General features: G+C 44.8%; 11 protein-coding genes. 3 read left to right on the top strand and 8 right to left on the bottom strand.

Annotated features, from left to right (window positions below):
- Positions 1-145: 145 nt before the first annotated feature.
- The 3 genes from HMPREF9441_RS05590 (at position 146) to HMPREF9441_RS05580 (ending at position 4,894) form a co-directional block, all read left to right on the top strand.
- Positions 146-1,915, top strand: coding sequence for a sialate O-acetylesterase (locus tag HMPREF9441_RS05590; RefSeq protein WP_008618969.1), 1,770 nt, complete (start codon positions 146-148; stop codon positions 1,913-1,915).
- 177 nt (positions 1,916-2,092) lie between these two features.
- Positions 2,093-4,069 (top strand): helix-hairpin-helix domain-containing protein, encoded by a 1,977-nt coding sequence (locus HMPREF9441_RS05585; protein WP_244949636.1) that lies wholly within the window; start codon positions 2,093-2,095, stop codon positions 4,067-4,069.
- A gap of 48 nt (positions 4,070-4,117) precedes the next feature.
- Entirely contained in the window at positions 4,118-4,894 is a 777-nt protein-coding gene (locus HMPREF9441_RS05580; RefSeq protein ID WP_008618967.1) for a radical SAM protein, read from the top strand.
- A 252-nt stretch (positions 4,895-5,146) separates the two neighbouring features.
- On the opposite strand, the gene HMPREF9441_RS05575 is transcribed toward HMPREF9441_RS05580, so the two are convergent.
- From HMPREF9441_RS05575 to HMPREF9441_RS05540, 8 genes are all read right to left on the bottom strand, one after another.
- Complete coding sequence (locus HMPREF9441_RS05575; RefSeq protein WP_008618965.1) at positions 5,147-6,499, bottom strand: MATE family efflux transporter; 1,353 nt, start codon at positions 6,497-6,499, stop codon at positions 5,147-5,149.
- 89 nt (positions 6,500-6,588) lie between these two features.
- Positions 6,589-7,692, bottom strand: coding sequence for a 6-bladed beta-propeller (locus tag HMPREF9441_RS05570; protein ID WP_244949635.1), 1,104 nt, complete (start codon positions 7,690-7,692; stop codon positions 6,589-6,591).
- A gap of 89 nt (positions 7,693-7,781) precedes the next feature.
- A complete protein-coding gene (nadB, locus tag HMPREF9441_RS05565; protein ID WP_008618963.1) occupies positions 7,782-9,371 on the bottom strand; it encodes an L-aspartate oxidase in 1,590 nt (529 codons plus the stop codon).
- A gap of 83 nt (positions 9,372-9,454) precedes the next feature.
- Positions 9,455-10,498 carry a hypothetical protein gene (locus HMPREF9441_RS05560; protein WP_008618962.1) on the bottom strand — a complete coding sequence of 348 codons (1,044 nt, stop codon included), beginning with the start codon at positions 10,496-10,498 and terminating at the stop codon, positions 9,455-9,457.
- Positions 10,499-10,506: 8 nt separating this feature from the next.
- A complete protein-coding gene (locus tag HMPREF9441_RS17380) occupies positions 10,507-11,238 on the bottom strand; it encodes a hypothetical protein (RefSeq protein ID WP_244949634.1) in 732 nt (243 codons plus the stop codon).
- A gap of 219 nt (positions 11,239-11,457) precedes the next feature.
- Entirely contained in the window at positions 11,458-11,874 is a 417-nt protein-coding gene (locus tag HMPREF9441_RS05550) for a hypothetical protein (RefSeq protein ID WP_008618959.1), read from the bottom strand.
- Between the two features lie 26 nt (positions 11,875-11,900).
- Positions 11,901-12,452: a hypothetical protein gene (locus HMPREF9441_RS05545; protein ID WP_008618958.1), complete on the bottom strand. Its 552-nt coding sequence runs from the start codon at positions 12,450-12,452 to the stop codon at positions 11,901-11,903.
- Positions 12,453-12,456: 4 nt separating this feature from the next.
- On the bottom strand, positions 12,457-18,570 hold the full coding sequence (locus tag HMPREF9441_RS05540) for an RHS repeat-associated core domain-containing protein (protein ID WP_008618957.1): 6,114 nt from the start codon (positions 18,568-18,570) through the stop codon (positions 12,457-12,459).
- Between the last annotated feature and the right edge of the window lie 2 nt (positions 18,571-18,572).

Below are 18,572 nucleotides of genomic sequence, written 5' to 3'. Positions count from 1 at the left end.
ATGTTTTTTACAAAGAATAGTTCATTTTTTGTAGTATTTGCAATCGTTGTATGACGTGAGATAAAATATCTGCAACATTGCGTGGATTTTCAAATACTGTTTTTCCATACCTTTGCTTTCAGTCTTATCTATAAAGTTATTAAATATGAAAAAACTGTTTTTTTACATCCTTTTGATAGCGTTTTCAGAGTCTATTTCCGGTAGTTTTAGAATGACAAAAGACAATTTTCTTTCAGGCAAAAATGCAAGTCTTCAATATAGCGGAAATGGAGCAGGGAGAGACAAGTGGCAGACAGTAGATTCAACTTTCCATATTTATTTGTGTTTTGGGCAATCTAATATGGAGGGTAATGCAGATATAGAAGATGTTGATATGAAAGGGGTGGACAAACGTTTTCAAGTAATGAGTGTCTGTGATGAGGACCTTAAGATGGGACGTACGCCTGGAAATTGGTATACGGCTGTTCCTCCGTTGTGCCGTTATGGAGCTAAATTGAGTGTGGCGGATTATTTCGGCCGCACTATGGTGGATAATTTGCCGGAATCTTATAAGGTAGGTGTGGTGATGGTGGCCATAGGAGGAGCCGGTATAGATTGTTTTGACAAGGACAATTATGCAAAATATTATGAAAATGCCGATGAATGGCAGAAATATTTGATGGGTTTATATGGTGGGAATCCTTATGCGAAATTAGTGGAATTTGGCAAAAGGGCTAAAAAGCGTGGGATTATCAAAGGCATTTTGTTACATCAGGGGGAAAGCAACAATGGGCAAGCGGACTGGCCGGAGAAAGTGGGGAAAATCTATAGGGATTTGCTTCGTGATTTGGACCTTAAAGAAGAAGAGGTGCCTCTGTTTGCGGGGGAAATGCTGAGTGAGGCAGAAGGGGGAATTTGTGCAGGACATAATGAATATGTTGCCGTGCTGCCGTGGCTGGTGAACGCACATGTCGTTTCATCGGAAGGCTGTAAAGGGGCGAGTGACGGACTTCATTTTACTTCTGAAGGTTACCGTGAGATGGGACGACATTATGCCAGGGTGGTCTTAAATAAAATATATGGCATTCCGTTGGGCATGCCGGACATGGCCGTGATAAATATGGATATGCCGAACAAGGATTTGGAAGTACAAATCGGGAAGGGGCAGAAGTTGGAATTGATGGCTACTTTTGAAGACGGGCATACGGAAGATGTGGCTTATATGGCTAAGTATGAAATAGAAAATACTGAAGTGGCAGGCATCAAGGACGGGGAGGTACGTGGCCTTTCGCAGGGGTGTACGGAAGTGAAAGCCATTTATACGGACCCGGTGGGAAAAGTGTCCAGTCTGTCATTTACCCTCAATTCCACCTGTTTTCCTTTCAGTGAAGAGTTCATTGAAACTGCATTGTTCGGGAACGGCACGTACCGGGAGGCCGCGAGGGCGTTTTTTCCGGGTGAGAATGGGCAGATGGGATGGAAGTATACCTATGGATTGGATATGAGTGGTTACAAGTACTTGGTGTTAAAATTGGATAAAGTCCAAAAAGTGGGAGCTTGCATTATGCTTTATACAGAGAACAATATCTGGTCTGATTGTTGTCAATATCCTGTGGGCGAGGAGGTCTTGGTGGCTGTTCCTCTTCATGACATCACTTACACGAGTGGAGAACTTCAAGGCGAACCGGTGGACGTTTCTCATGTCATGATTGTCGCCCTGTATGCCGGTCAAGGTGGTGTTATTGATGTGGCTGACATGTATTTGACTAACAATGAGGATTATTCGTCCGATGCCGTTTCTGTATTTTCCGTGAAATCAAAAACATCAAAGGCCGATGGAATAGTATATGACTTATCCGGCGTTCGGATGAATGGCACGGATAATTTACCTAAAGGCATATATATAAAAGATGGAAAGAAGTTTGTAGTGAAATAAAGTTTTCGTTACGTAGTGAATACGGATTCTTATGCAGTGATTATTTATAGGGGATAATTTGTCATACTGAAAATAGTTGTTTATATTTGAAGTATGACAGAAAAACACTGTAAGTTTATTTATCTACACCGGTTGTGGATAAGCGTGTTAATGTTTTGTGTTCTACAAATATATCCTGTGGATAAAGTCGGCGCACAGCATTATTCCTGGGAAGAATTTGTAGAGAAGATTTCTGTGGATGAATATGAAGACGGAGAAGATTTGAGTCCTCTTTTGGAAGAGTTGGCCGCATTGCACGAACATCCTTTCAACCTGAATACGGCTACGAAAGACGATTTGGAGCAATTACCTTTTCTGGACGGAGATGAAATAGAGGAAATCTTGGCATACGTATACCGTTACGGTCCGATGCAATCGTTGGGAGAATTGATGTTGATAGAGGAACTGGACTATCAGACCCGCCAGTTTCTTACTTTGTTCGTCTATGTGGAAAATCCTGTGGAAGAAAAAGAGAAGTTACGGTTGAAAACCTTGTTGAAAGGAGGGCGACATGAGGTGACGAGCCGGTTGGATGTGCCTCTGTATAAACGTGATGGATATAAAATACCCGAAGATGAGGTGTTGTTGAAAAACCCCAATAAGGTGTATCTTGGTAATTCGTTGTACCACAACATACGCTATACTTATCAATACAGGAACAGGCTGTTTTGGGGATTCACGGCGGAGAAAGACGCAGGAGAACCGTTTGGCAGTTATGGCAATAAGGCATACGATGCTTATTCTTTCCATTTTCTGTTGAAAGATTGTGGTAAACTCAAGGCATTGGCATTGGGAGACTATCGGTTGGGGTTCGGCGAAGGCTTGGTGGTGAACAGTGATTTTTCTTTGGGAAAATCCACTTTGTTCAATATGGGTGACACGAGACCGTCCATCAAGAAATTCTCTTCCACGTCAGAAACTTCTTTTTTCAGGGGAATAGCGGCTGCTTTCCGTTTTGGAAGGGTGGACATGTCAGCTTTCTATTCCTATTTGCCCACCGATGCCACTTTAAGGAAAGACGGTACGATATCTTCGTTGAAAACCGACGGTTTGCATCGTACTTTGTTGGAGCTGTCTAAAAAGCATAATGTCACGGAGCAGTCTGCCGGAACCGACGTGACTTGGAATACGGAATATTTTTCTTTGGGTGCGATTGTCTTTTACCAGCATTTCAGCCGTTCTTTCTCAAAAGGCACGGAACTTTACCGGCAATATTATCCGGATGGAAAGGATTTCCTGAATGCCGGCCTGCACTATCGTTGGCATCGTGACAGGTTTTCGTTTTCCGGCGAGACGGCGTTCAGCAACGTGTATGGCGGTTGGGCCACGCTGAACAAAGCCATTTACCGTTTCAACCACCGGTACAGCATGGTGGCTTTGCAGCGGTTGTTTACTTACCAATATGTAGGATTGCGTGCCAACAGCTTTTCCGAAGGCGGGGCGGTCAGGAACGAAAGCGGATTTTATACGGGAGTGGAGGCATCTCCGTTGAATGAGTTGAAGTTGTCCGCTTATGTGGATTATTTTTATTTTCCGTGGGCCAAGTTCGGGATACCTCATACCTCCGAAGGGGTGGAAGGGACATTTCAGGTCGATTGGGTTGTTTCCGGAAAATGGGAACTGTCCGGACGTTACCAACTGAAGCGTAAGGAACGCTATGGACAGCCTTACCTGTATCATAAATTGAAGATACAGACGCAGTGCATGCCTTCAAAAGTTTGGGAATGGCGCGGAGTGGCAAGGTACACAAGGGTGAGGGACGTGTATGGACGGCATGTCGGAGGATACATGGGAGGGAGCATCCTGAAATGGAAGGACCGGAAAAACCGGTTGAATGTGGCCGGGTCGTGTGTGTATTTCGATAGCGAGGACTACAAGGCACCGATGTCTTTTTATGAGCCATCCTTATTGTATGCCTTTTCTTTCATGACGATGTACGGACAAGGGATGAGGGCGGCGGTGAATGCCCGGTGGAACGTGGCGCGCCGTTGGATGCTGATGTGGAAATACGGGATTACCGGATATTTCGACCGTAAGGAAATAGGCGACGGGTTGCAACGTATCGGGGGGCGATGGAAAAACGACCTTTCTTTCTTGTTGCGTTACAAGTTTTGACGGGGATTGTGCTACCTTTGCATGGATTTGTGAATTAAAAACGAAGTTATGGCTACAGTGATTTATCCTTCTCCCATATTCGGACCGGTACACAGCCGTCGGTTGGGTGTTTCTTTGGGCATCAACCTGCTTCCGGAAGACGGGAAGTGGTGTACGTTCGATTGTGTGTATTGTGAGTGTGGATTCAACAAGGATTTTCGTCCCAAGAAGCCGTTGCCCACACGTGAAGAAGTGCGCATGGCTTTGGAAGAACGGCTGAAAGGCATGTCCGCGAACGGGCCTGTGCCGGATGTGCTGACGTTTGCCGGAAACGGGGAACCCACCCTTCATCCGCATTTTGCGGAAATCATAGAAGACACCCGCGCCTTGCGCGATCGGTATTTCCCGAAGGCTAAGATCAGCGTGTTGAGCAATGCCACCCAAATATTCCGGCCGGAAGTTTTCGAGGCTTTGAGGAAAGTGGACAACAATATCCTGAAATTGGATACGGTGGACGAAGGTTACATTCGCCGGGTAGACCGTCCTACGGGGCGTTATGAAATAAGTCGGGTGGTGGAACGCCTGAAAGATTTCCGAGGCAAAGTTATTATACAGACGATGTTCATGAAAGGCATGTCGGAGGGTGCGGATGTGGACAATACTTCCGACCGTTTTGTGGAACCGTGGTTGCGTGCCGTGAAAGAAATATCACCTTCCCAAGTCATGATTTATACCATAGACCGCGAAACGCCCGACCATGAGTTGAAAAAGGCCACACGTGAAGAATTGGACCACATTGCCGGACGCATCCGGCAAGAGGGATTGGAGGTTTCCGTCTCTTATTGAGAAGCGCTGCGGGCGGTCTACGGACCGCATAGCCGTATTTTCCATATATTATCGACAGGAAGGCCTGTATGGGGATGAATATCTGTAAGGATGTTTGTTGTTTCTTATATATTTGATATTCAAATGCTTGTCGTTTATAAATCAATCTGCGCCAAACGGAAAATCATTTGGCGCAGATTGAAAAATCGTTTGGCTGAGAACGGAAATTCGTTCTCCGTAGAATGATTTTTGTATGTAACTTTCCTTTAAAATTCAGGAGGCTTGCGCATAACATCTCTTCCGAGACAAACGTTTGTGTACGTAAAGGTAAGCCGGGATGAGGAAGAGGTCTGCGGCAAACCAAGCCGAAGGGTCACCGTAACAAACTCCCGTATATCCTAAAATCGGGACCAGGAACAGGCTGACAGCCGTGCGGTCTACCATTTCGAACACGCCGGACATCATGGCCAGTTTACTGTATCCTAATCCTTGGATGCTGTACCTGAGCAGGCACAGCAGTCCTAACGGGATGAAATAGGTGCAGGAGGTGACGATGAACTGGTTGGCCTTTTCTATGATTTCATATTCATGGAAATCCACAAACAGGTAGATGATGTGGCGGGCGAAAAGATGCAACACGATGAAACAAAAGATGCAGTAGAGGCAAACCATGAAAAAGCTGGCGCGCAGCCCCATGTTGATACGTTCCGTTTTTCCCGCCCCGTAGTTCTGTCCGCAATATGTGGCCATGGCAATCCCCATGCTTTCCAACGGACACATGAAGAACATTTTGATGCGCATGCCGGCGGTGAAGGCGGCCACGCACGACGTACCCAAGGCGTTGTTTGCGCTTTGGAGCATGATGCTTCCGATGGCAGTGATAGAGAATTGCAGTCCCATCGGTACGCCCATGTCCAACAGTCCCTTTATGTAGTGTTTGTCCAAGGCGGTTTCTCCCTTTTCCATTTTCAGGATGTCGAATTTCCTGAACATATAATACAGGCAAAGCAGGGCGGAGACGGCTTGCGAGAAGACCGTGGCGATGGCGGCTCCGGCCACGCCCCAATGTAGTATGAGGATGCAAAACAAATCCAATACGATGTTGAGGATGGCGGCCATGAGGAGGAAATAAAACGGGGTCTTGCTGTCGCCTAATGCCCGGATAAGGCTGGAGAGCAGGTTGTACAGGAAAGTGAAAGGAATGCCGATAAAAGTAACCAAAAGATAGAGATAGGCATGGTGAAGGATGTCGTGCGGCGTCTGCATCATGAACAGGATTCTCTCGCAAAGCAGGGAAGTGACGACAGCCAACACGACGGAAATGATGAGGGAAACCCAAAGACTGTTGGCTACGTAACGCCGCAAGTCGCTGTATGAACGTGCGCCGAACGCCTGGGCTACGGGAATGCCGAAACCGCAACAGCAGCCGGTGCAGAATCCGATGATGAGGAATACGACCGATGTGCTGGCACCCACGGCTGCCAAATCATTGATGCCTAAATATTTTCCTACGATGGCTGCGTCTATCAGACTATAAGTCTGTTGGAGCAAACTTCCCAAAATGAGTGGGAGCGAGAAGTTGAATATCAACCGCAGGGGTGAACCCTCAGTCATTTCTTTCGTCATGGCGAATATCCTTTTTTCCTGAAAAACACATTCTTTTGCGGGTGCAAAATTACGGAATTTACCGGAATTGTTTTATTAAATCCGTCAAATTAGGTGGATTTTTTTATTTTCGTATGCTCGGTATGGGAAAGGATATAATCCAGATTAAAGATAAATAAAGCCGGATTTAATGATAAGTTATCCTTGTCACGGATTTCCCAATATACGAGATGATCTTTGATGAGAAAGAAAGGTGCTGTAGTATATTGTTTATTGTCGAAGTCAATCGTGAACAAACGTGTAGTTCCTTTGTCTTCATTGTATTGGCATAAAAGAATTTCATTGTCCGGAGACACGCATGAGAAATATATCATGTGGTCTACTCTTTGATAATAACGGGCCATTCCGGCGAATGGCTTTCCTCTTTCTTTTGCTTTGTTTACATAATCTATCCGCTCGTACACGTTTTTTCTTGTAATGTCATCCGGAAGTGCATGTTCTCCGAAATCAATGGCAAACAATGGCGTAAGAAGATCGTTGTGGATAGTGAATAAAGTGTCGCATAGCATTTCCCAATACAGCACATTTCCTTTTTGGTTTATGGAAATATCATCGTAAGTTGAAAATCCGGTGGATAAAGACCTCCCTTTTATGGACTTGCCTGACGTAAGTTCTTTATTCAAAAAGCATAATGTCTTTCTGTCTGTAGATTCACCTCCATAGCTGTTCAATACGATGTAGCCATTATTCCATGGATATATATGAAAGGGCTTTATATCTTCTTCCGCTATGTCACATCTTTGAACCGACAGAAGCTGACCTTTTAAATTGAACCGTAAAATGGTATTTTTACTGAAATCATAAAGTCCTACTGTCCCATTTTCAAAAAACACATTGGATATTTGAAGGTATTCATTCGTGGCGTGTCCTTTTTGTGATATACTGCCTATGAAATTTCCGGTTGATGTGAATGTGTACAAGAAGTTGCGTGAATGAACCACAAAGGTATCTTGATGTACATTGAGATTACATATATCGTAAATTAGGGAATTGTCCGTAGTCTCCAATTTTACGATTCGTCCGTCGGATTGGTTGATGTGTGTTATTTCTGAGAAATCAACTTTTGTGGATTTAAAGTCCGTTTTATCCCTGTTTGTACATGACACAAACAGGCATATGAATATGACACATACGGAATGTATTATACTTCTCATCATTTCCTCAAATATTAAGAAATGCTCTTTTCGGGAAAAGTAATTTCTTTTTCCTTATGTGGCTGTCCTTTGATAACTCAGTGATGGTTTTATTTCTGGTCGTAAGCATGTTTGGGGTAATCTATCGTATAATGTAATCCGCGGCTTTCCTTACGTTCGATGGCCTGTCGCGTGATAAGGTAACCCACGTTAATCATATTACGTAGTTCGCAAATGTCTTTGGTCGCCTTGACACGTTTAAACAGCTCTTCGGTCTCTTCGTACAATAAGTCCAGACGTGTCCATGCCCGTTTCAGGCGCAGGTCGCTCCGCACGATGCCCACGTAGTTGCTCATGATTTGTCCCACTTCCTTCATATCCTGCGCGATGAGTACTTTTTCTTCGTTGCTCATCGTACCCTCATCGTTCCATTCGGGTATTTTATCATTGAAAGCATATTGGTCTATGACCTCCAAGCTGTGGCGGGCTGCCGCGTCGGCATACACCACGGCTTCGATAAGTGAATTGCTGGCCAACCGGTTGCCGCCGTGCAGTCCGGTGCAGGAACATTCGCCCACGGCATAAAGCCGCCGGATACTGGAGCAAGCGTTGAGGTCCACCTTAATGCCGCCACACATGTAGTGGGCACAAGGCACGACGGGAATATATTGCTTGGTCATGTCGATGCCAATGGAGAGACATTTGGCATAAATGTTCGGGAAGTGGTGTTTGGTTTCTTCCGCGTCCTTGTGCGTCACGTCTAAGCACACGTGGTCCAAGCCATGTATTTTCATTTCCTTGTCGATGGCACGGGCTACGATGTCGCGTGGGGCGAGGCTGAGCCGCTTGTCGTATTTCTGCATGAATTCCTCGCCGTTGGGCAACCGCAGGATGCCGCCGTATCCACGCATGGCCTCTGTGATGAGGTAAGCCGGATGCGTCTCGCCCGGATGGAAGAGGGCCGTGGGGTGGAACTGCACGAACTCCATGCCTTCCACCGTACCTTTGGCACGGTAGACCATGGCGATACCGTCACCCGTGGCAATGTTGGGGTTGGTCGTAGTGGCGTAGACGGCTCCCGTACCACCGGTGGCCATCAGGGTGACTTTGGAGAGGAAAGTATCTATCTTTTGGGTATCCGGGTCTAAGACGTATGCCCCGTAACATTCAATGTCCGGCGTGCGGCGCGTCACCTCGATGCCCAAATGGTGTTGGGTGATGATTTCCACGGCAAAGTGGTTTTCCAGAATCGTGATGTTCGGATGGCGGCGTACGGCTTCCATCAGTCCGCGCTGGATTTCAAAACCCGTGTCGTCGGCATGGTGCAGGATGCGGAACTCCGAATGCCCGCCTTCACGGTGCAGGTCGAAGTCCCCCTTTTCGTTTTTGTCGAAGTTTATGCCCCATTTCACAAGGTCTCGTATGCCCTGTGGTGCGTTTTTCACTACTTGTTCCACGGCTGCAGGGTCGCTGATGAAATCCCCTGCAATCATGGTGTCTTTGATATGTTTCTCGAAGTTGTCCACTTCCATGTTGGTCACGGAAGCTATTCCTCCTTGTGCCTTGGCCGTGTTGGCCTCTTCCAATGTGGTTTTACATACGATGGCCACCTTGCCTTTGCCTGCATCTGCCACTTTCAGGGCGTAACTCATTCCGGCTACTCCCGAACCTATCACTAAAAAATCAAATTTGCGTATCATGCCGTCAGTTCATGCTGTTGATGTTAGACGTTGCAAAACTACTTAAAAACTCGGTTGGTTGTGCGTTCGCCGCTGGATTTCTTTTAAAAATAAAAGTGCAGTCCTCCGTTTATAAAGATACGGTAGAACTCTACGGATTGGTCCATGGAGCCGGGAATCACTCCATTTTTGTCATAGACATTTCCATAAATCACTCCTGCGTTCACTCCTATGCCGACGTGTTTGCTCAGCAGGTAGTCCGCACTGAGTTGGTAATGCAATCCCATCCCTTTTACAGTTTTTCCCATACTGAAATCCATCTCCTCCTCAACATTCAGAATGAAGGCGCCTACTCCGATGCCGTATCGTAATGACCAATGTTTGTTGGCCGCCCTCATAACGAACTCAGGTCCGATATAATCCAAGTGTATCCGGCTTTTGGGATTGGCGGTTTGTTCCTTGGGGTAATCGGGATTGCGTACGAAGTTGGTATGATATGCCCCGGAGCGGTAACCGGAATAGAGAATGCCTACACCCATGAACTTTTTACCCACCCAGTCGATTCCTCCCTGGAAATCCACCCCGTTTTTGAACGTGCCGCTGAGGCCGCCCGGAATGTCATGGTAAGCTTTGCTGAACACATGACCGAAACCTCCGTTTCCGTATATATGGATAGGAAGTGGGGGCGGGAGCTTACGTGGCTTTATGCTTTTCCGGCTCGCCAGTTCCAAACTGTCTGCTTTCCTTATTTGTTCCCTTTGTTGGGTTTTCATGCGTAGCATTTCCCCTTTTATCTGGTGGCAGGAAACGAGAATGGTAGGTTCTTTATGTTCGGTGATAGCCAAGGCGTTTCCTCCCGCTTTGGCCGTTTCAGCCTTGGCCAGTGCTACGACCTGGTCATAACTGAAATGTGCGGTATATCCGTTTCCTTTTACAGCCACTTTGCCCAGGAGTTCGGCAGAGTAAGGCCGGTTCGTTCCGGTTTTGAATACTTGTACGTCGTCAGCTTGCGTAGCGGGATAAGAATGATAGATTTCCGTGGCCACTTTCGGACTACAGCCTGTAACGAGCAAGGCCACGACCCATGCAAACCATTTGCCTATTGCGTAGCAACCATTCTCTTTTTTATTTTCTGTTCTTTTTGCCATACGCCTTTTTATATAATAAGATGAGATTCTTTCAGTTTGGCAATCCTTTTGTCCATGGAATTGATTCGAATCCGTTCCATGATTTCTTCTCGTTGGTCTATTAGTTGATAAAGTTCTGCCTCCCATGTTTCTAAATCGTAACCATAACATTGTTTAAAGTATTCTTTATCCCAAGTTTGGATTTGCTTTTTGGTTTTATTGCAAACCCATTGAAGCAAGTCTTCATTGTTCGTGTAAAGAGCTATCATCATACTATAAATCAATAATTCACGTTTTCCATCAAATCTTTGGAGTTTAATGAGAAGATCATGTTCCCTCAGATAATCCAAATAGTTGAAAATATCTTTTACATAGACATTTTCTTGTAACAAATTGGATGACTGTGACTGTACACACTTTACAGCTTCTGTAAAATTACTTTTATATTTTAATAATTTACTTTGATGGTTTAATATAGGTACATCTAATTGGAGATTTTTATTGTTCCGAAATTCGTGATGGAATATGTAGAACTGCATGCAATCTTTTAACGAGTCTTTCCATAATGGATAACTGATGAATATGGGACGATAATCATCATATACCTTTTGGAAATATAGTCCTATGACAATAGGGCCTTGTTTCATTAATAGCATATTTGATGAGTATCTTGATAACATTGGAAACGCTTTTTTCCAATCAGTCAGAGGTAAACTTTTCTTAGGAGTGCCTGATGTAAGTTTACTTCTTCTATCTTCCATATTACGATTTAACATGGATGAAATCCATTTATATATTTTGCTTTTTATTCTTCGCATGTTTATATAGTGCCTCCTTTTATTCTATAATGGGTACGTTCTTTCCGTTTTCTATTTTCCAGCCAAGGATTTTGTATTTATAATAACCGAATTTTAATCGATTGATGATGTCGATATAAGAAATAACTCCTCCTACATTTATTTTATTTATGTATTCCTTACTTAATTTTCCTTGTAAAATAGGAGGTTCGTTAATACGCCATACAAATTCTCAGATGGGTTTACTTTTATCATATCATAGACTGTAGGATATATGTATTGATGTGCATCTCCGAATAATGCTTCTTTATACTCTTCCCCTATATTCTTAGATGTCCCTATCTTATGCCATGCATTGGATTCTATTCCAAACTTTAGAATGGTATGCGCATAAAACTCAACTTCATCTCTTACAATCTCTTCAATCTCTGGTTCGTAGTCCATGAGATATTTGGTTTTAAATGCACGTATGACACTACTATTTAAATATTCCAAATCGTTGGCTACGTATTGGAAAAATCGTTTGCATTCGTTGTCTATTTCCGCACAGAACACATTTCCGATTCTTGTTACTATTCTTTTCTTTTTAACTGTTTCCATATATTTAAAATCTTATTCATCATTCGTCATTCTGTAATGGGCACATTTTTATCATTCTCTATTTTCCAACCGGGTGTTTTATATTTATAATATCCAAGTTTTAGTCGGTTGATAATGTCTACATATGGAATAACTCCTCCCATTGTTATTTTCTTCTTATATTCATTGTTTAGTCTACCTACAAAGATGTGAGGATTGTTGATTTTACTAATTACCCAATTTTCTGCCGGATTAATATCAGGCTTTTGGTATATAATGGGAGATATATCTCCAAATAAAGCCTCTTTGTATTCATCTCCGATATTTTTGGATGTTCCCACTTTGTACCACGCATTAAATACAATACCGAACTTCAAAATAGTGTGTGCATAAAACTCGACTTCATCCTCTACAATCTCTTCAATCTTTGGTTTATAGTCCATGGGATATTTGTTTTTAAATACACGTATGACACTACTATTCAGTTCTTCCAAGTCGTTGGCTACGTATTGGAAAAAGCGTTTGCATTCGTTGTCTATTTCCGCACAGAACACGTTTCCGATTCTTGTTATGATTCTTTTCTTTTTAATTGTTTCCATATATTTAATATTTTATGTTGTACTTGTTCCAATATTGGGGTGCTATAGAATTAATCTTATTAAATAATTGTCCTCCATTCTTCTCTAATCCATATAGATTGATTTGGTTTTGTTCCCAAATTCTGGCATTTAGTTTATTGAACATATTCAATTCGACTGTTTTAAATTTTAAAGTAGCTCTGTTTGTTCCAGAATTGAGATGTTCCGCAAATCTGATTTGTGGGTCTCTACTGGTAATCCCCACATATCTTACAACTCCGTCATCATCTACACCATAATATCCGGAATACATCTTTTCCGATGTATTAGTTGATGGTGAAGAGATTGAAGAAGCATCTTCCCTATATAATAAAGTATTTGACGAGGAAGGTGTGTATGTTTGTGTAGGTGCTTTTCCCGTCCAAAAGTCCTTTCCTTGTATTCGTGCGCTGATACCGCCGGATATTCCTCCCACAAGTCCGCCTGAAGCACCGCCCATGATGGCTCCCATGATTCCGCTTTCCAATGCGCCTCCGAAATCAGCCCCTTCAAGGAGTGAGTTGCCAGTGTTTTGTATGAATCCCGAAGCCATACCTGAAGCCAATCCGACTTGTGCCCCGTTGACAAAGCCAGTCATTCCTGCAGCCCATTGTGCGGAGGTAATGCCCAGCATGCCTCCGAACCCAGTGGCGGCAGCTACTCCGGCAGCGGCTCCCACGCCTCCTGCCAGTCCACCTATGGCAAAGTATCCCAACCCTTTTTTGAATCCTTTCCATCCACCCCCTGCAGCTTTGATTTCATCCCAATGCATCGCCACGTTTGCCGTGCCGCCGATTAAAGCGGCAACTCCTACGATAATCCAGAAGAATTCCCCGTTTTCATCCACATAGATGAGCGGGTTGTTCATGCAATAGGAATAGCGGTTGAGTCCTTGTGAGAAGTCGGGGAATTGCACGTATGGGTCGGGCGAGAGGAAACGTCCCGTCCATGGGTCATACAGTCGGGCATTCATGTGGACGAGGTTGGCCACAGGGAGTTGCTCATGTCCGCAGAATCCACGTCCGAGGAAGGTGGAAGATGGAGTACTTCCTCCGGTAAGGGACATCTTTGCTTGACTAAGAGGTTCCCATCCCATAGGGTTACGCAAGTGTCCCCAAGCATCATAACTCAGTTCCTCCTGCCTGTATCCGTCATCCCGTACGACATTCGTGATACTCCCCAACGGGTCGCGCAGGACATGGTAAAGTTCCGGCTTGGTGTTATTCCGTTTCCTCCATACTATGGGGGCATCATAATATCCGCCATGTAAATACAGTTTCTCGATACGGTCGTATTTCAGTGAATCCAGTTCATAACATCCACCCAAGTAATAGCGGGTCATGTAATGGATTGTCCCGTTTTGGTAATAGACCGATTTCACACGGTCAAAGTTCCCATTATAGGTGAACTTGGCCGCACTCATCCAGTCGTAGATGGAATCGGGAAGGTTGGAGGAATTGTAGGTTATTTCCTGCAAGCCCGTGGGGGTGGGGTATTTGGCCGGATTTTCTACGCCGGTATGGGCATGCGGGTTAGCCTGTAACCCATAAGTATAGTCCCCCACGTCGGATTTGCGTATGATGTTGCCGGATGGGGAATATTCCACCGTGGTTCTCCCATCGCTTGCCAAGCGGTTCATCCCGTCGTAACTGAAAGTCTCGGTTCTATTACGCAACTTATCGGTACGGGAGAGCAGGTTGTTACGCGACGTATCGAAAGTATATGAGAAGTTCTGGTGGGTCACTTTTCCCATGTTTGCCTTGCGTGACGTGGGGTAACCGTAGGCATCGTAACCATACTGCCGGGTGAGTTGTCCGGTTTGAACCAATGTGGGCAATCCCATCCCATTTTCCCCGTCCAACCGGAAGATGGAAGTTCCGTCCGGAAGAGTTGCCTCCACCAGATGGCCGTTTTGGTAACGTAAATTTTCAGTGGTCAGTTCTCCGTTTTGTGAAGTGTAGGTGATGGAGCTTATTTGTCCGTCCTTATAGGTATAATCTTTCCGGAGCCATTTCCCGTCCGGTGCGTCTTCCCGGTAGGATGCCAACCTTCCCACATTGTCGTAAGTATATGATATGAACGTGTCATTGAATCCCTTGATGGTAGCGATTTCCCCATACGGAGTGTAAGTATACGCCACATTGGGTGAAGTGCCTGCACAGTTTGTCAAGCGATTGTACTCATCATAGAAATAACGCGTACGTTCTCCTTTGGCGTTCTGTTCCCATGCCTTCTCCCCTGAATTCTCGTAACCATAAGTTGTCCGTCCGAACCCCGGGTCGTTTTTTGCGCTGCACCTACGTGAGGCGTTATATTCGAAAGTAATTTGTGAACCGTCCGGTGCCGTGATGGTTGAGGGTTGCAAGTCTGGTTCCCAAGTGTAAAGTGTAGTGCCTCCAGGGTCGTCTACCTGTACGAGTTCGCCGTGTGGTCCATACGAACGTGAGGTTTCTACTCCGTTTTCCGTAGTGGTCACGGTATACCCCTCAAGGCTACCGGTGTAACTGTATGTCGTGGTATGTCCCGGTCGGTCGGTAGCGGAAAGCATCCGATCGAGGTTGTCATAGGTGTAAGTTGAATAATATGAGGGGGTGGTTTGGGTATAGGGTGATGACTTGCGGGTCACCCTTCCATAATTGTCATATTCCGTGTCCACGTAACGCCATTTCCCATCGTAGGTCATTTCGGCGGTACGTACTTCCCGCCCCAATGCGTCATACACCGTTTTGCAGTCAGGTTGTCCAGTTTCCTTGACGGTGACGGCATACAACCCTTCATTTCTATCCGGTATCCATTCATATTCTGTTGTCACGTTTGTCCCGTCCGGACGGTTCACAGTTTTCTCCTTTCCGAATTCATCGTAACTGTATGTCGTGATGTTTCCACGGCTGTCGGTATGGGTTGAGAGCCTTCCTTGCATGTCATAGGCATACTGTTCTGTCGTGCCTGTTTCGGAAGTGTGTTTGGTTTTTCTTCCATAAGTGTCGTACTCCCAGGATTCGGAGATGCTTTCTGCTCCTCCGCTCCACCCAGTTGTGGATTTGATCAGGTTTCCTTGTTTGTCGTATTGGCAGTCATAACGTGTTTCTTGTCCGAGGTATTCCCGTTTGTCCTGCGGCATATCATAAAGCCAGGAAGGGTATGTGGTGCGTTTGGTTACATTTTTTCCATCCTCCGTGGTAGTCCTGACCGTTTGTTCATGGATACGTCCGAGGATATATTCTTTTCCGGGTGGGATGTATGCCAGCATGGTGCATACGTCTGCATTTTCTCCTTTCCGTGTCTTCGTTTTATATCCTGTTTGGACAGAAGTATAGATGGTTTCCGTGCGCCGTACGGAGTTGTCTTCATATTCTATTTCCTCAATATTCGGGTATCCGAAACGGTAGTCTTCATAACGGTAATCGGTGGACATGTCCCTGACATTGTCGAAATATTCCTTATCCGTCAGGTTGATTTCCACCATTCGGTTGGGGTGTTCGATGACCTCGTAGTAATAATAAGATTCAGAAATGCCTTCGTTGTATTCATATTCCAATACGCCATGGTTTTCAGGGTCATACTCACATACTCTTTCCTTGCCTTTGAAATCTACGGTGCGGGTTTGTGTGAATCCACAAAACCCCATTCCCGTGAGATGTTGTATGCCCCCTTCGTAATAGTAATGTTGTCCGTCTACTTGTTTTCCGTCCACGTAGGTTTCCGAAACGGCTATCAAAGGTTGTTTCCCGTAAGCGGATGTATAAGGGTAAGGAGCCGAGATGTAGTAACTGTATATTCCTTCTTTTTTCCCGCTTTCGTTCATCAGGGCATATTCATTCTTTTCCACCACCCCGAAACTGTTTACCACTCCCGTGAGGAGGCATTCTTCAGAGTCGTTGCGTTGGAAAGAATACTTTATAAGCTTTTCACCGTCTATACTGACAAATTCTGTGGAATATCCATTTTTAGTTTGTACATTGGCCGATAATACGGTGTGACGTTTATCTTGTCCGGGTTTGATGGATTTGTACAGATTGAACTGTTTGGTGTATTTGTCGAATATGAAAATATGGAACTTTTCATCCGCACATTCGATGATGTCCGTCACTCCGTCACCGTTTATGTCGGTGGGTATATATAAATAGTGGTCTTCTTCTCCGGTAGAAACTTCTTTTAAATATGGTAATGTAACGTTATGGATACTATCTTGTGAATTTCCTTTGGAAAAGGCAATGTAAACTTTTGGGATACTACCCTTTTCTTGTTTCCGTTTATAGTAGAAACGGTCTGCCAGTCCATCTGAATTGAAATCGCCCATTATGAACCATTCTGAGTCCGCTACGGGGGTGGTTTGGTAATTATTGGTTTGGCGGGGTAACCAAGTGTTCCCCGAAACATCGAATACAAAAGTTTGAGCCTTTCCGTCAGTTGATTTGTAGTGGATTTCACTTTTCCCGTCACCGTCATAGTCGGCTACGATGAGTTCGTCTGTAAAATTGTACAGTTCTTCTTCATTGGTATCTTCACTAGGGAACGAAACATGGTAGGGGAACAGGTGCCCTTGATAAAGGATTTTGTTGCCTTTCAAATCGAACAGGTAGCACGTTGAGGGTAAGTTTGTGTTGCCGAAGGGCTGGTGAGCGGATATAGCCAGAATCTCCATTTTTCCATCCCCATTAAAATCTCCCGGATAATAAAACTTGGGCTGTATACTCCGCATGCCTTTTGCACTGGTATGTACGGTGGGGAACTTAAAAGTCCGCGTGAATGATGGGGATGGTTCATCATAGATGGAAAAAACCGGGCCGTTATGAACGGTAAAACGAACTTGATCGTATTGCTTGTCCACCACTTCATTGTTCACTTGTATCAGAAAGTCTCTTCCCCGTCCGGATATGTCTGCGGTCAATAAGTCAACAAATCCTGTTCCACAAGGAAAGCTTTTTTTAGCCTCTCCGTTTCCACTACCTAAAAGTGTATAGGTATAAATGTAATCCGAAAGATTGAAAGGATTATAGAAACATTCAAAGTCTTTGGTATTATCCTGTATGTAAGGTGTCTTTCCTGAAACAGAAGCCAGTATGTCCGAATACCCGTTACCCATCATCCGTCCCACTACAAATTGTGCGCTATGGGCTTCTTCGCCTCCGTGCCATATATCCGGACAGTTTACTTCTTCCGTAGTATATGTTAATTGTGACTTGTTTTTTCCATAATAAAAAATCAGTGGATTGATTTTCTTTCCTCCAGCTTCATAAGTAATGTTTTGCAACAGGCTGGGCTTTCCGGCAAGATGTTCTGCGTTTTGGTATGACAGTGTGTATTTCCCTAATTCTTTCGTTCCGAATTTGCAGGTAATTGTCTGCAACCGGGTATTTTCGATGATTTCTTTTCCCCCAAGGTAGAAGGCCACAGGATCCGGACGTCTTTCATATCCGAATTCCACCGAGGCTCCGTTATAATTGATTTTTTGAACTTGGTAGTGGTTGTGTTCATAATTGAAGTTGTATTGGTAAGTGATGGTGTTCCCCCACAAGTCGCTCAGTTCCGTAAGGGGATAGTATAATTGGTTTTCCGTATTATCCTTGTAACCGAATACGGCTGTTTTCCCGTCCGGATAACAAACGTCGAAATATTGCAAAACATCACCGGTATAGTGTGTTTTGGCGCGGATGTAACCTTGCTCTGTAAGGAAAGTGACGGAATCCACTCGTAACAGTCGTAATCCGTCAAGCATAAAGGCATCGCTGCGGTTCATGCCAATCTGTTTCACATCCCCGTCATAATGGATGGTATGTGACGTACGGTAAATATTGGAAAGTCCGGCCAACGACCACCCCACTCCTATTAGCCCGTTTCCTTGTTGGCTGTTGTAGGTCAGAGCCAGTCCGGGATTCAGATTCCGTATGCCGGGATACGTGGCTATAGGAACGGTATAGGTCTTGGCTCCCGTGGAAGATATTCCGGACGAAAGGTCTATTTGTCCTACTGCATAATCTTTTCTTATGGTATGATGGGTCGGTACGTAATCGTTGTCAATAGCCGGGTACCCCTCTTGTCCGAGGGCAGAAAGGAGGCAGCACGCACAAAGGAAGAAAGAAAGCAGGCCCCGTTTCATAA

The organism is Paraprevotella clara YIT 11840 (assembly GCF_000233955.1).
GTDB lineage: Bacteria > Bacteroidota > Bacteroidia > Bacteroidales > Bacteroidaceae > Paraprevotella > Paraprevotella clara.
This window is presented reverse-complemented; position numbering and strand designations above follow the sequence as displayed.